The organism is Lactimicrobium massiliense, from assembly GCF_900343155.1.
GTDB classification, from domain to species: domain Bacteria; phylum Bacillota_I; class Bacilli_A; order Erysipelotrichales; family Erysipelotrichaceae; genus Bulleidia; species Bulleidia massiliensis.
On the sequence record NZ_OUNG01000004.1, the window covers coordinates 221,043 to 233,587 of the forward strand.

Here is a 12,545-nt window from a genome sequence, read left to right on the forward strand (position 1 = left end):
TTTTTAATTATGATTCTTCATTAGTATTATTGTTACGGTTATTTTTCTTTTTTGCCCATGACCATCCGAACAACTCCCCTCCGTCTTGATGAAGTTCAATGACCTTAGTCTTTTGAATGATTTCTCCTGTAATCTGAGAGTAAGCATCCTTCTTATCAAAAGCGATAAATATTTGCTTAGGACTCTTTGCATACAGTTCCATAATTTCATCAATAGGAAGGTCTTCTACGTTCTTAAAAATCAAAGAATCATGTGTAATAAACGGCAAATCTGTTATATGCAACATGGCCAAATCAAGCATAATCATTCCACGATAGTTAGCTCCAGTACCAGTATCCTCAGGAATATGGTAATAGTAGTCAGGCTTACCGGTTCTCGTGCTTGAAAATGAAATCGTTGGAGCATAATTCTCGCCATTGTATATATATTCATTAACGCTATACAGTTCTTGGTTCAGCTGTTCTTCAATCTTCTTAAGTTGCGCCTCTCTAGCTTCCTGAAGAGCTGTCAAAGCTTCCTTTGTTTCATCACGTACAATGTTCCATTTTTTACGTTCTGAATTAGCCCTTTCCAGCTCATCAATTTTCTTAGTTAGCTCGGCATGCTGTTGAAGAAACTTCTGGGATATATTCACCGGCACACCCGTTGCCCGAAGTTCTTCTTCCGCAACCTTGATATCATTCTCCAAGGCTGAAATCATATCTTCGATGTTTTGTATATCTTCCTTCATCTCTGATGCCAGTATCTTCTGCATCTTTTGATGAAACTCATCAACCTGTAAGATTTTCCACTGATTTACGTTCGGGAAGAATTCCATCAAATCTTCTATGTCGTTCTCATCAAGGACATTTTCTCCACTCAGATTTTCACGAATAGCGTCCTGCTGAGTCCGAAGCATTGTTCTTTTTCGGCGCATAGTCTTCAGCCGGGCTTTTATTTCTGCCGCCTTGTCGATCTGTTCATTTTGCTGAGATGATAAGTCTGCATCTTCTTTATTTTGAAGATTCTGCAATTCAGTTTTCAGTTTATCTATTTCTTCCTCATTTTCCTTAATACCACGTTTTCCTGATGGTACATTTCCTGTTAGATGGTAATCTGAAGCAGCTTTATGTGCGTCTTTTTCCTTTTTCTTTTCGGTGTAAACAGCCTCATAATCCTCTATGAACTTGTAAACATGAAATAATTTCTCTAATGATTTAACTGCTGCGCTTCCACTTGTCTCATAATCATAAGAAAGTGGTCTAACTTCATTTGTATTACCACGAAGATAAATTCTTTGATAACGACCAACCACCTCCCGAAACGAATCTCCACTATTTTCCAAATGGTATTGTTCGTAAAGATGCTGTGTATATTCATCTAATGATATAGGATCCTTTATCGGCATATAATTTGAATCACAAACCAGTATCTCGTCTGGTCTTAAAGTGTTACGGCTGTAATACTCCTCAATGCCATCGAACTTCATCGTAAATTTGATTGTATGATTTCCGACATGTTTTGGATCGTTAGCATTGCTAACTTTAGGATCCACATATGCATTTCCGCCAAAACAAAAATCTATAATAAGGAGCAATGTAGACTTACCAATAGAATTATCAGCATGGTTTCCACCTACTATAGTATTTAAGCCATCGTGAAATGTAATTGGACCTCGTGGCACCATATGGCCGTCAACCTTCATCTGAAATTTATCGCATTCAATTCTGTATAACATAAATCAGCTGCCTCCGCACATCGTCATAATCAATTGCATCCAAGACGAAAAGGCAATCTAGTATTTCCAAAAATTCATCTGTGTCTCGAATGTCTTTTTTTACAGCACCATATAATTCTTTAACTCCCATCGGCCTTTTCTTTAATTGCTTTAATATGACCGGTAGCTTGGATAATGTGCTTTCCTGATATGAAAATAATTTACTTGGTAGGAGCATCGAAAACCTCGCAATCCTTTATAAAATAAGAAATAACTATCGCGCAGCAATATTCGTCTCCGTTAGTCACTTGCTTAAGCCATGTAACCATTGAGTTGTAAATAGTCAATTGATCCATCCCTTGATCTCGAAATTTAAAATACATGAAACGGACCTGCGTGCAGAATCGTTCATAATGAAATTTTCGCGTTGCCTCAAGCTCTTTAAACTTTTCATTTAATGGCGTGAAATATAAATCCACATGTGCCTTTGCACGATTTAAGAGCATTACATTTTGAGAATCAATCTTTTCTTTTAATGCCACTGGCGTGTAATTTAAGTCAACATCTTTTGCTTGAGTTAAATTCGGAATGGCATCTAAAACCGCACAAATCTCGTCCTCAATTTTTTCATCAGCGAGAGATTCTTGCAATTTAGCATTTTGCAGAATCTCTTTTTTTAATTCTTTCATCTGCAGAATTTGATCTGCTGACCTTTGAAGTAGATATTTTCGTGAACAGGTCGGGCACAAGGCAATCAAGTTATGCTGCTTATTTTTTGAAAGTGATGGATCTATAACAAGAACCTCATAATTTTCAATTGAATTGCCATCTGAATGAATGAACAAACTATTAGGACAGCCTTTAACCGGGCAATGACCATTCTCTTCAGCAACAAGTGTTGCACCATATTTTTCTTTGAGATCCGCTTCTTTTGTAACGGATTCAGCAGTAGGGTTTTTTGCTCTGCGTCCCTTTCCTGCTCGCTCAACTAATGCTTTGTAATAGTTAGAGATCTTAACAGGATAATTATCTTTATTTATTCCTGGGCATTCCTTTTCAAATACCTGGCAAAGATATTCTTGAGTATCTTCATTATCTGTCTCAATGAAGTTTTCAAAATTTGCGAAATCAGGTGACTTCAGAATGATTTTTGCAGGCTTTGTTATGTTGCTATCTCCATAGTAGTAACTCTTATAAGTCCGAGGGAGGAGCTCATTCGAATCATTATCATCCTCTTCTAAATACACGGATGAAAGAAGCCTCTTAGCGAAGCTCTCAGGTTTCTCTTTCGTTTTTTGATAGTAAGGAGCCAATTTGCTTACAAACTCCGCAAATTCTGTTTTTAAGTCCGACACCCAGTGTCCCTCCCACTTAAACTTGTACAACCTTGTACTAACTTGTCCTGTCACGAATCATGAAAGTTCAGCATTTCTTATACTGAAATCATGAGATGAGGGGCAGGCAAGCAGCCCAATGTAAGGGCTATCAATACTTAGATCAATAATACCAGCTAACAATACTGGTCGCAATCTAAAGATATGCGTTTGCAAACTTATTGTTAGCAAACAAAAATCTCGTCTCATTGTCCCGGACATCGACTTTAAACCGTCTCATCTGAACTGCGACTCCCCGAGTGTACATAAACGGGTGTTCATAGCCGATAGCAAAGGTGACAACTGAATATGACATAGGTCAAAAGCCAGTGAACGGCAAGACCACTAACTACCCGAAATGGAGCATTGTTCCAAGTCGGACAGGATTAGTGCGCCCTGCCGTTCTTTCTGTCTTGGCATCTCCATTTCGGTCCATCGAAGTGGAGGCGTCAATCATGGCAAAACAGAGACAAATTAATTTTTATGAGGACGATCATCAGACAATTAGAACAACTGTAACCATCATCGAAGAAGCTGATGGAACCACATGTTTCATCTGTGCAGATGGATACACAATGTATCCAATGGAGCTTGATGGCATTGAGCCAAATATGTATAAGTCTTATGGCTTCGATCCTGCTCTTATCAGACCTTGGAAGGTAGGTTGCAAGACGAGAATGGCTTATCTTGTGCCGGTCAGAGACATTGAATACAACGCACTCATCGCGGATGAAAAAGCTGAACAGAAACGTGAAGAGCGCAAATCAAAATGCCTGGTTGCCGGAAAAAATGGATATCCAATTATCTGCAGAGAGACCAGCTGCTGGAAAGCGTACGAGGAAGGTCGCTGCACTTGCTATGGCAATCTTAATAACGTCACTGCAGACGACGTATATCTCGAAGATATGATGACAGATACAAACTGGGAACCCTCAACGGACGATACAACATCCGGAACGGCAATGGCACATGTGATGGAAGATGAGTTTAAAGAGTACCTTGCTCATCACCAGAAGAAGCTCCGCACGATCTACGAAGATAATATTTGTGGCCTGGATGCAGCCAAGATCGCCGCAAAGCATGGTTACAACATCAATACCACATATCGTTATTTGAAGAAAATCAAAAAGCTGGCAGACGAATTTTTCAATCAGGATTAATTGAATCGGAGCAGCAGATAGGTTTCACCGCCTATCTGCTGCTCTTTTATTAGTTTCATAAATACTGAACACTGATAATGCATTCTTTTAATGTTGGGAAAACCACTTCTGCTTCTTCGCCACGTGAAATATTTAGCGCAGAAAGATCAATTCCATATTTGTCTCCGGTATTGCAAACCACCTGTGTCATCGGTCCGTAAAGCTTGCCGTTAAAATAACTATTATCCTTATTTTTACTCCAGGAAACCCATACTCCATCACACTCTGGATTTACAACGCTTTCCTTATCAGATGATCCTTCTCCATGTCCAAGGTACCGATATAGCGTTCCTTTATACAGAGCTCCGGTCGTAAATTCCTTTATTGGAAACGGCGCATAATCCTTATCAATGATAAGGAATGCATACAATACATCAAAGAAGTTTTGGAAAGCAGATGACAATGCTGCCTCTTTTCTTTCTCCAACATAAGTGCATCCAGCCCAACAATCCAATGCTGATTCAATATTATCCAGACAATTGTTTCCATCATCAATTCTTATATATCTTTTCTCTGAAAACATACTTGTTATAAAGTGAATCTGGTCAGATGTAAGTTTGATCCGGTCAATATTATCTTCAGCAACTTCGGACCAATTTCTTATTTGATTAATCTTCATATGCAATGATCACCTTCAGATAATTTGAGTATAACTGTTGGATTAAGGACCGGCAACAATCTTTCCCTACTGCTTTTTGCCATTCGTTTGTCTCTTTTTGCCATAATATTCTGTTCAAATCCGGCACATTTTTTCGGGTGCAAAGTGACTCAGTGGAATAATGTGCATTTCCGTGAAAAGGTTATTTGCTGAATGTACATTTACGCCAAATGATCAGGGTACAGGAATAAATAGCAAAAAGAAAAAGCCCATCCTCCTGTTAAGGAAGATGAGCCTTAGTATAAAACTTACTTTTCAGTTACTGTTAACTTGCCGGCGCTATCAACAGTTACAGTAGCACTTGTCTTTGTCCCTGTTGGACTAAGAACAGTTGCTATATCCTGCCCGGCGATCTTTGTTTCTGCGTTTGTTCCTGTCCATCCTGCTTTCTTCTGAGTAAGAGTAATCTCTTCAGATGCAGACTTCTTTGTAGAATCATATGTTGCTTTACCAGTACTATCTTCTGTTAGCACTGCTGTTGAACACTCAGCATATGCTGCTCTGATATTAGCCATATCTGTCGCCTCTCTTGCCTTCTCAAGCTGAGATGTGAAAATCGGAATGCTGATGGCTACTAATACGCCCAATGCCGACCTTCACCCCTTGGATACTGTGGACAAGGGAAACTGGTTCATCACACCTTTTCGCGTTAATAGGCCTTTGAAATCACACCTTTTCATAAAAGTGTGTGCGCGGATTTTTAAATCGTGGAACACATTATGGCAAAAGTCGAGCAAAATCAGAGCCGGCTGGATGTTCTGATAGAAGCTAACATTTTCATAAAAATGAAGGAAGACATAGAAAAAGCTCATCCTCCGGTTAAGGAAGATGAGCTTTTTAATGAAAATTTTAGTACCTTTTTAATTTGATTTTGAAGTAGCGGCCTCAACCTTGGATAAACCATCATCACTATACGTGAATGTTAAATCAAACTTGCCTGCAGTACCACCCATTGCATTTGCAAGAGCTTCCTGTGAATCTTTCGGAATTGGAAGATTATTGGAGCCATCGAGTCCAGTCTTTGTACCCTTGGATTCAACACCCTTAACAACTACAGTTGCATCAGAAGCAGGTTTACCTCCTTCAGCTGCTTTCTTAGGAGTATATACTACATTAGCACCATCGTTAGATCCTGTAAGATATGCTGACTGTGCTTCAGCATAAGCCGCTCTAATGTTAGACAGAGTAACAGCATCTCTGCTCTTCTCCAGCTGTGCTGAGAAAATCGGAATAGAAATAGCAACTAATACGGCGATAATAGCTACGACAATCAGCAGCTCAGCGAGTGTGAAACCCTTTTTCTTTCTTGAATTGTTCATGATAATCCTCTCCTTGTTTTTGTTCGTGGAATCCCTCCTGTAGCAGTAGAGATTCTTCACTGTAATGCTAGCATTTATACTTGTGACGTTCAATCACAGATAATGGATAATTTGAGTATTTTGTAATATTATCAGACAATGTCTTACATGTAATTGTACATGGTAAACATTGGCAGATAGAGGGAGATGACAATGAATCCGGCGATGAAGGCCATGATGATTAACATGGTCGGTTCAATCTTACTGATGGCTTTCTGGACGGCATAGTTGTACTCATTGGTGTAGTAATCGCCAATGGTTGTCAGTGTCTTGCCCAGTTCGCCGGTATCTTCACCAACGGCGGTCATTTCATCCAGTACCTGTGGGAAGTATTTGCTTTCTTTTATGACTTCGCCAAGGGTGTGGCCGGTTTCAACCTGTTCTGCCATGGGGGCTACATCTCTCTGCAGGGCATAGTTGTCCATGACCTTGGCTGTAATGCGCAGAGAATCTGATACGGTCATACCGGCCTGGGTCAGGGCTGCCATCGTCGTTGCAAACTGGGTTGCGCCCTGAAGGGTGTTGATATTGCCCACGATGGGAGATTTCAGCTTATGCTTTGCCCACCACAGCCTTCCTTTTTCGGTTGAAACTGCGATTTTGAAGCCAACGATGGCTGTCAGGATCACCGCCAGGATGATGGGCCACCATCTGGCGAAGAAGTTGGAAATATGAATCAGGACCACGGTCATGGTTGGCAGTTCACCACCCAGATCATGGAAGGTGGAGATAAATGTCGGCATGACAAAGATCATGACAATGGCAATGACGATCACGGCCACGACCATGACAAAGATCGGATAGGACATTGCCTGTTTGATTTTCTGCGTGACCTTGTAGCTTTTCTCATAGTAATCCTGCAGGGTCGCAAAGGCATGGTCAATGGTACCGGAGAGTTCACCTGCCCGTATTGTTTCAATAAACAATACCGGCATCTGGGGACAGTTCTTCTCAAAGGCATCGGCCATGGTTGATCCCTGGGCTACATCCTTTGCTGAGCTTGTCAGCATCTTCTTCAGCTTCTTGTCCCTGGTCTGTTCCGCTACCATCATGATTGCCCTGTCAATAGCCACCCCGGAGGTCAGAATAATCGAAAACTGGGAGCACATGACACTCAGTGCCTTGTGGTCAATCTTGGTATTGATTTCCTTGTTCAGGATGCCGCTCAGTCCACCCTGCTTTACTTCTGAGATCGAAAGAACAATCGGATATTCCTGCTTGATGCTGGCAACAGCAGCGTATTCATCCACTGCTTCCAGTACGCCGGATACCCTGGCGCCATCTCTTGACTGGGCTGTATATTTGTACGATATCATCGCAATCCTCCCATCTGTGTCTGTTTCACAAAGGACATGCTCATGCCTGCACTCTTGCGTACATATTCCTGATTCACAGCATTCTCCACAGCTGTCTCAGCACTGATCATGCCCTTTCTGACAAGGTCCAGCAGACAGTTGTCCATGGACAGTGAGCCAATACTGCGTGAAGCCAGCAGTGAAGACTGCATCTGCGGGGTATTTCCATCTCTGATCTGATTGCGGATTGCCGCATTTACCATCATCAGCTCACAGGCAGCCACTCTGCCATGTCCAGACTTTCTGACAAGCAGCTGCTGGGACAGTACTGCTTTCAGGACAGAAGCCAGCTGGACGCGTATTTCCTCCTGGCGCTCAGCCGGAAAAGCAGAAACAACACGGTCAACCGTATCCACAGCACCATTGGTATGCACGGTAGAAAAGACAAGATGTCCTGTTTCTGCTGCCGTCAGTGCAATTTCCATTGCGGCCGCATCCCGCATCTCACCAATCAGGATAATATCAGGATCTTCACGCAGAATCGATTTCAGTCCATCTGTCCATGACTGCGTATCCCTGCCAATCTCACGCTGTGAGATCAGGCACTGATCCGGTGCATAGACATATTCGATCGGATCTTCCAGGGTGATGATATGTTCTTTCCTTGTGTGGTTGATCTGATTCAGGATGGCGGCCAGCGTTGTAGACTTGCCGGATCCGGTTTCCCCAGTCACAAGAATCAGCCCCTTCTTCATGGACGCAAAGCTGTCTACTGCCGGCGGCAGTCCAAGCTCCTTCAGCTGTGGAATACGGTCAGCCAGAAGGCGCAGTGCCAGTGACATCGATCCATCCGTCCGGTACAGATTGATTCTGATCCGGCTGCCATCAATCTGCACGGCACCATCACTCTCACCAATCCCGCTGATGCCATCAAACCCCTTTGGATCCAGCAGTCTGGCATAGTCATCACAATCCTGACCAGTCACAATCTCATCATCCATATTCTCAAGCTGGCCGTCAATGCGCAGCTTGACAGGAACTCCCGCCGCAATATGAATATCAGAAGCACCCTTCTCTTTTGCCAAAGCAACAATCTGTTCCAGCGACTTCATTCTACCGTCACCACCTGATGCACAACTTCATCCAGCGTTGTCACGCCATTTTCAACCAGATCACGGGCATTGGCAATCATCGGTACAAAATCACCCTGACTGGCAATCACCTCACGCAGCTCCGTACTGTTTTCCCCTCTGGCAATTGCATCACGGATCTTTGCATTCACAGGCAGAATCTCAAACACACCTGTTCTGCCTTTATAACCGGAGCCAAAGCACATGTGGCAACCTTTGCCCTTATAGAATCTGAACTGGGACGGATTTTTGATGCCGGCCAGATCACAGAGATATGGATCCGGCTGTATCTGCGTACGGCAGTTTGGACAGATGCGTCTGACCAGACGCTGCGAGATGATGCCTCTGACACTGGACGCAATCAGATATGGCTCAATGCCAAGATCACGCAGACGGTCAATCGCACTGATCGTATCCTCGGTATGAATCGTAGAAAGCACAAGGTGGCCAGTCATAGCTGCCCGCAGCGCAATCTCAGCTGTCTCTCCATCACGGATCTCGCCAACACAGATGACATCCGGGTCCTGTCTCAAGCATGCACGCAGGGCACTTGCAAAAGTCAGTCCCACTTTCTCATTGATTGCGACCTGGGTAACACCCTCAATCTGGTATTCCACCGGATCTTCCAGAGAAATCATATTGATATCCGGTTTATTCAATTCCTGAATCATCGTATACATCGTACTTGTCTTGCCAGATCCGGTAGGACCAACAATCAGAATCATGCCGGAGGAATTATGCAGGATGCGGTCAAACTTGGCATTGTCACGATCTGTGATGCCAATGCCTTTTCTTGTCAGCGTTGCCGCATCGCGCCACAGAATACGGATGACAACCGTCTCGCCAAAGATCGTGGGCATTGTATTCAGACGCAGATCAATGGTCTGGCCATTGCTGCGGCGGAACTGGGCACGTCCATCCTGCGGAATTCTGCGCTCCGTAATATTCATGCCGGCCATGACCTTGAAACGGGAAACAACTGCAGACTGCAGCTGTGAAGGAATCGTCAGAATCTCCTGCAGATGGCCATCCACACGAATCCGCACTGTCATATTCTCCTCATGCGGCTCCACATGAATATCACTTGCCTTCTCATCAAAGCCGCGCTCCAGAATACTGTTGACAAGCTTGACAGTCGGTGCCGACGAAGCCTCATCCTGCACCTCTTTTTCATCCGCAGCAGCCCCAATCGTCAGTCCTCTTTCCTCACTCATCTCCTTGATGGCAAGGGCTGCACCTTCATTCTCATACAAAACACTCAAGGCACGGCTGATGGCATTGCTGTAGGCAATCATCGGCACAACCTTGCGTCTGGTCGCCTCACGCACCACTTCAAGCGCACGGAAATTCAGCGGATCCTCCATTGCCAGATACAGCTGACTGTTCTCAATCCTGACCGGGACAACACGATACGCCCTGGCAATATTACGGGGCACAACCTGTGCCATAGACGGATCAATCTTCACTTTGTTGAGATCCACAAACTCAATGCCCAGCTGCATACGCAGCGTCTCAATCAGCTGTGACTCCGTAATAAACCCATTGTCAATCAATACCGTACCAAGACGCTTCCCAGTACCCTTCTGCAGCTCCAATGCTTTATTCACCTGCTCGCTGGTCAGCACACCGGCATCCACGAGCATTTCACCAAGTCTCTTATTCTTCATGGCAGACCTCCAAAGAACCTGACAAATTGTACAGTAAGAATATACACCAAAACAGGATTATAACCCAGCCAGCAAGCCGCCTGATTGGAAAAACACAATCATGACCGCCCGTAAAACGGGCGGTTTGTCCTAAGCCTATAAGGCTTTATTACTAGCCAGCGTCTTAAGGCGCTGGCTTTCGCATCTTCAATGTTCAAGCCACGATTGCAGTTTAACTCTCTCGCATGCCCGTTAAACGGGCTCTTTTACTCATGACTTCGCTGTTGTCTTCCGATTCGGATTCGGCTTTCTGTTTTCTTTATCCTCTCCGAATGGATCTTCATATTCCTTTACGCTTAACTTATCTTTTGCGATATCTGCGCTTTCCTGTTCACGGATATATTTGCGTATTGTGGATTCATTGGTCCCTACTGTGCTCACATAGTATCCTTCCGCCCAAAAATGTCTGTTCCCATATTTGTATTTCAGGTTCGCATGCTTATCAAATATTTCAAGCGAGGACTTTCCTTTGATGTATCCCATGATCTGTGATACAGAGTACTTTGGAGGGATACTCAAAAGAAGATGTACGTGGTCGGGCATCAGATGCCCTTCCAGAATCTCCACTCCTTTGTATTTGCACAGCAGTTTTATGATATCCCGGATATCTGGGCGCAGTTGATTATAAATTACTTTTCTTCTATACTTCGGAGTGAACACGACATGATATACGCAGTAATATTTCGTGTGAGCTAATGAATCATATTTGTTAGCCGTATTTGGCACCTCATCTTTCTAGAATCGTGACTTGGACAATCACCATTCTAGATAGATGGGGTGCTTCTTTCTATAAGAAGCACCGGCCTTCCTCCCGCATAGCGGGAGGTTTTCTGTTTCGCACCTCTTCGGTGCTCAACAGCGCTCCTACGCATAACAAAAAAGATGCCTTTCGGCATCTTTCTGTATCACTTACTTAATGATTTCAGTGATGTTTCCGGAACCAACTGTACGGCCGCCTTCACGAATGGAGAAACGTGTTCCCTTTTCGATAGCGATCGGAGCCAGCAGGTTGACTGTCATCTCGACGTTGTCGCCCGGCATGCACATTTCTGTGCCTTCCGGCAGAGTGATGACACCGGTAACGTCAGTTGTTCTGAAATAGAACTGCGGACGGTAGTTGGAAACGAACGGTGTATGACGGCCGCCCTCTTCCTTTGTCAGAACGTAAACCTGAGCCTTGAACTCTGTATGAGGAGTAACAGAACCCGGCTTAGCCAGAACCTGTCCACGCTCAACCTGGTCACGGTTGACACCACGGAGCAGAGCACCAATGTTGTCACCAGCCTGAGCATAATCCAGAGTCTTTCTGAACATTTCAATACCAGTAACGACAGTCTTGATGGTCGGCTTCAGACCAACGATCTCAACTTCATCGTTCATGTTCAGCTTGCCACGCTCAACACGGCCAGTAGCAACAGTTCCACGGCCAGTGATCGTGAAGACATCCTCGACAGCCATCAGGAACGGCTTGTCGAACTCATGAACAGGAGCCGGAATGTATGTGTCAACAGCATCAAGGAGTTCCTTGATAGCCGGTGTCCACTTCGGATCACCCTGCAGAGCCTGATAAGCAGAACCACGGATAACCGGGCAGTTATCGCCATCGAAGCCATACTCATTCAGAAGTTCACGAACTTCCATCTCAACCAGGTCGATGAGCTCATCATCATCAACCATGTCGCACTTGTTCAGGAATACGACAATCTTCGGAACACCAACCTGACGGGCGAGCAGAATGTGCTCACGAGTCTGAGGCATCGGTCCATCAGTAGCAGCAACAACGAGGATAGCGCCATCCATCTGCGCTGCACCAGTGATCATGTTCTTGACATAGTCAGCATGACCTGGGCAGTCTACATGTGCATAGTGTCTCTTCTTTGTCTGATATTCAACGTGTGCAGTATTAATCGTAATACCACGAGCCTTCTCTTCCGGTGCACCGTCGATCTTGTCATAAGCCTCAAATACGGCCTTGCCATCTTCCGGATGCTCGGACAGATACTTAGTGATCGCAGCTGTCAGTGTTGTCTTACCATGGTCAACGTGGCCGATAGTACCGATGTTGACATGTTCCAGCGTACGGTCGAAATGTTCCTTAGCCATAATACTTTTATCCTCCTGGTTTTTTAG

13 protein-coding genes are annotated in these 12,545 nt (G+C 44.2%); 2 read left to right on the plus strand and 11 right to left on the minus strand.

Annotated elements, in window-relative coordinates; genetic code table 11:
* Positions 1-7 precede the first annotated feature (7 nt).
* The 3 genes from DHU66_RS09010 to DHU66_RS09020 are packed head-to-tail and all read right to left on the minus strand — an operon-like array spanning position 8 to position 3,051.
* Positions 8-1,684 carry a DUF2326 domain-containing protein gene (locus tag DHU66_RS09010; RefSeq protein ID WP_167836344.1) on the minus strand — a complete coding sequence of 559 codons (1,677 nt, stop codon included), beginning with the start codon at positions 1,682-1,684 and terminating at the stop codon, positions 8-10.
* 16 nt (positions 1,685-1,700) lie between these two features.
* Positions 1,701-1,934: an ABC-three component system middle component 7 gene (locus DHU66_RS12690; RefSeq protein ID WP_108775620.1), complete on the minus strand. Its 234-nt coding sequence runs from the start codon at positions 1,932-1,934 to the stop codon at positions 1,701-1,703.
* Positions 1,918-3,051, minus strand: a complete 1,134-nt coding sequence (locus DHU66_RS09020; protein WP_108775621.1) for an ABC-three component system protein — start codon at positions 3,049-3,051, stop codon at positions 1,918-1,920. The genes DHU66_RS12690 and DHU66_RS09020 overlap by 17 nt, the downstream gene beginning before the upstream one ends.
* Before the next feature lie 314 nt (positions 3,052-3,365).
* Here DHU66_RS09020 and DHU66_RS09025 point away from each other — a divergent pair, with 314 nt between their 5' ends.
* Complete coding sequence (locus tag DHU66_RS09025; RefSeq protein ID WP_135358351.1) at positions 3,366-4,229, plus strand: hypothetical protein; 864 nt, start codon at positions 3,366-3,368, stop codon at positions 4,227-4,229.
* A 55-nt stretch (positions 4,230-4,284) separates the two neighbouring features.
* On the opposite strand, the gene DHU66_RS09030 is transcribed toward DHU66_RS09025, so the two are convergent.
* Entirely contained in the window at positions 4,285-4,887 is a 603-nt protein-coding gene (locus tag DHU66_RS09030) for a hypothetical protein (RefSeq protein WP_108775623.1), read from the minus strand.
* A gap of 287 nt (positions 4,888-5,174) precedes the next feature.
* Positions 5,175-5,441, minus strand: a complete 267-nt coding sequence (locus tag DHU66_RS09035) for a hypothetical protein (protein WP_108775624.1) — start codon at positions 5,439-5,441, stop codon at positions 5,175-5,177.
* A gap of 204 nt (positions 5,442-5,645) precedes the next feature.
* On the opposite strand from DHU66_RS09035, the gene DHU66_RS12250 reads away from it, so the two are divergent.
* Positions 5,646-5,795 (plus strand): hypothetical protein, encoded by a 150-nt coding sequence (locus tag DHU66_RS12250; protein WP_167836345.1) that lies wholly within the window; start codon positions 5,646-5,648, stop codon positions 5,793-5,795.
* Here DHU66_RS12250 and DHU66_RS09040 read toward each other — a convergent pair.
* From DHU66_RS09040 to tuf, 6 genes are all read right to left on the minus strand, one after another.
* Positions 5,787-6,245 (minus strand): type II secretion system protein, encoded by a 459-nt coding sequence (locus DHU66_RS09040; protein WP_108775625.1) that lies wholly within the window; start codon positions 6,243-6,245, stop codon positions 5,787-5,789. The genes DHU66_RS12250 and DHU66_RS09040 overlap by 9 nt on opposite strands.
* A 143-nt stretch (positions 6,246-6,388) precedes the next feature.
* Positions 6,389-7,600, minus strand: coding sequence for a type II secretion system F family protein (locus tag DHU66_RS09045; protein WP_108775626.1), 1,212 nt, complete (start codon positions 7,598-7,600; stop codon positions 6,389-6,391).
* Entirely contained in the window at positions 7,597-8,691 is a 1,095-nt protein-coding gene (locus DHU66_RS09050; protein WP_108775627.1) for a type IV pilus twitching motility protein PilT, read from the minus strand. The genes DHU66_RS09045 and DHU66_RS09050 overlap by 4 nt, the downstream gene beginning before the upstream one ends.
* A complete protein-coding gene (locus DHU66_RS09055) occupies positions 8,688-10,376 on the minus strand; it encodes a GspE/PulE family protein (protein WP_108775628.1) in 1,689 nt (562 codons plus the stop codon). The genes DHU66_RS09050 and DHU66_RS09055 overlap by 4 nt, the downstream gene beginning before the upstream one ends.
* Positions 10,377-10,625: 249 nt before the next feature.
* A complete protein-coding gene (gene tnpA / locus DHU66_RS09060; RefSeq protein WP_108775629.1) occupies positions 10,626-11,141 on the minus strand; it encodes an IS200/IS605 family transposase in 516 nt (171 codons plus the stop codon).
* Positions 11,142-11,324: 183 nt separating this feature from the next.
* Complete coding sequence (tuf, locus tag DHU66_RS09065) at positions 11,325-12,518, minus strand: elongation factor Tu (RefSeq protein WP_108775630.1); 1,194 nt, start codon at positions 12,516-12,518, stop codon at positions 11,325-11,327.
* Between the last annotated feature and the right edge of the window lie 27 nt (positions 12,519-12,545).

What these genes read in the sequence shown, in the direction of transcription:
- DHU66_RS09045 (WP_108775626.1), bottom strand. Translation starts at nt 7,600, where the DNA reads ATGATATCGTACAAATATACAGCCCAGTCAAGAGATGGCGCCAGGGTA.
- DHU66_RS12690 (WP_108775620.1), bottom strand. Translation starts at nt 1,934, where the DNA reads ATGCTCCTACCAAGTAAATTATTTTCATATCAGGAAAGCACATTATCC.
- DHU66_RS12250 (WP_167836345.1), top strand. Translation starts at nt 5,646, where the DNA reads ATGGCAAAAGTCGAGCAAAATCAGAGCCGGCTGGATGTTCTGATAGAA.
- DHU66_RS09040 (WP_108775625.1), bottom strand. Translation starts at nt 6,245, where the DNA reads ATGAACAATTCAAGAAAGAAAAAGGGTTTCACACTCGCTGAGCTGCTG.
- DHU66_RS09010 (WP_167836344.1), bottom strand. Translation starts at nt 1,684, where the DNA reads ATGAAGGTTGACGGCCATATGGTGCCACGAGGTCCAATTACATTTCAC.
- tuf (WP_108775630.1), bottom strand. Translation starts at nt 12,518, where the DNA reads ATGGCTAAGGAACATTTCGACCGTACGCTGGAACATGTCAACATCGGT.
- DHU66_RS09030 (WP_108775623.1), bottom strand. Translation starts at nt 4,887, where the DNA reads ATGAAGATTAATCAAATAAGAAATTGGTCCGAAGTTGCTGAAGATAAT.
- DHU66_RS09055 (WP_108775628.1), bottom strand. Translation starts at nt 10,376, where the DNA reads ATGAAGAATAAGAGACTTGGTGAAATGCTCGTGGATGCCGGTGTGCTG.
- DHU66_RS09035 (WP_108775624.1), bottom strand. Translation starts at nt 5,441, where the DNA reads ATGGCTAATATCAGAGCAGCATATGCTGAGTGTTCAACAGCAGTGCTA.
- DHU66_RS09050 (WP_108775627.1), bottom strand. Translation starts at nt 8,691, where the DNA reads ATGAAGTCGCTGGAACAGATTGTTGCTTTGGCAAAAGAGAAGGGTGCT.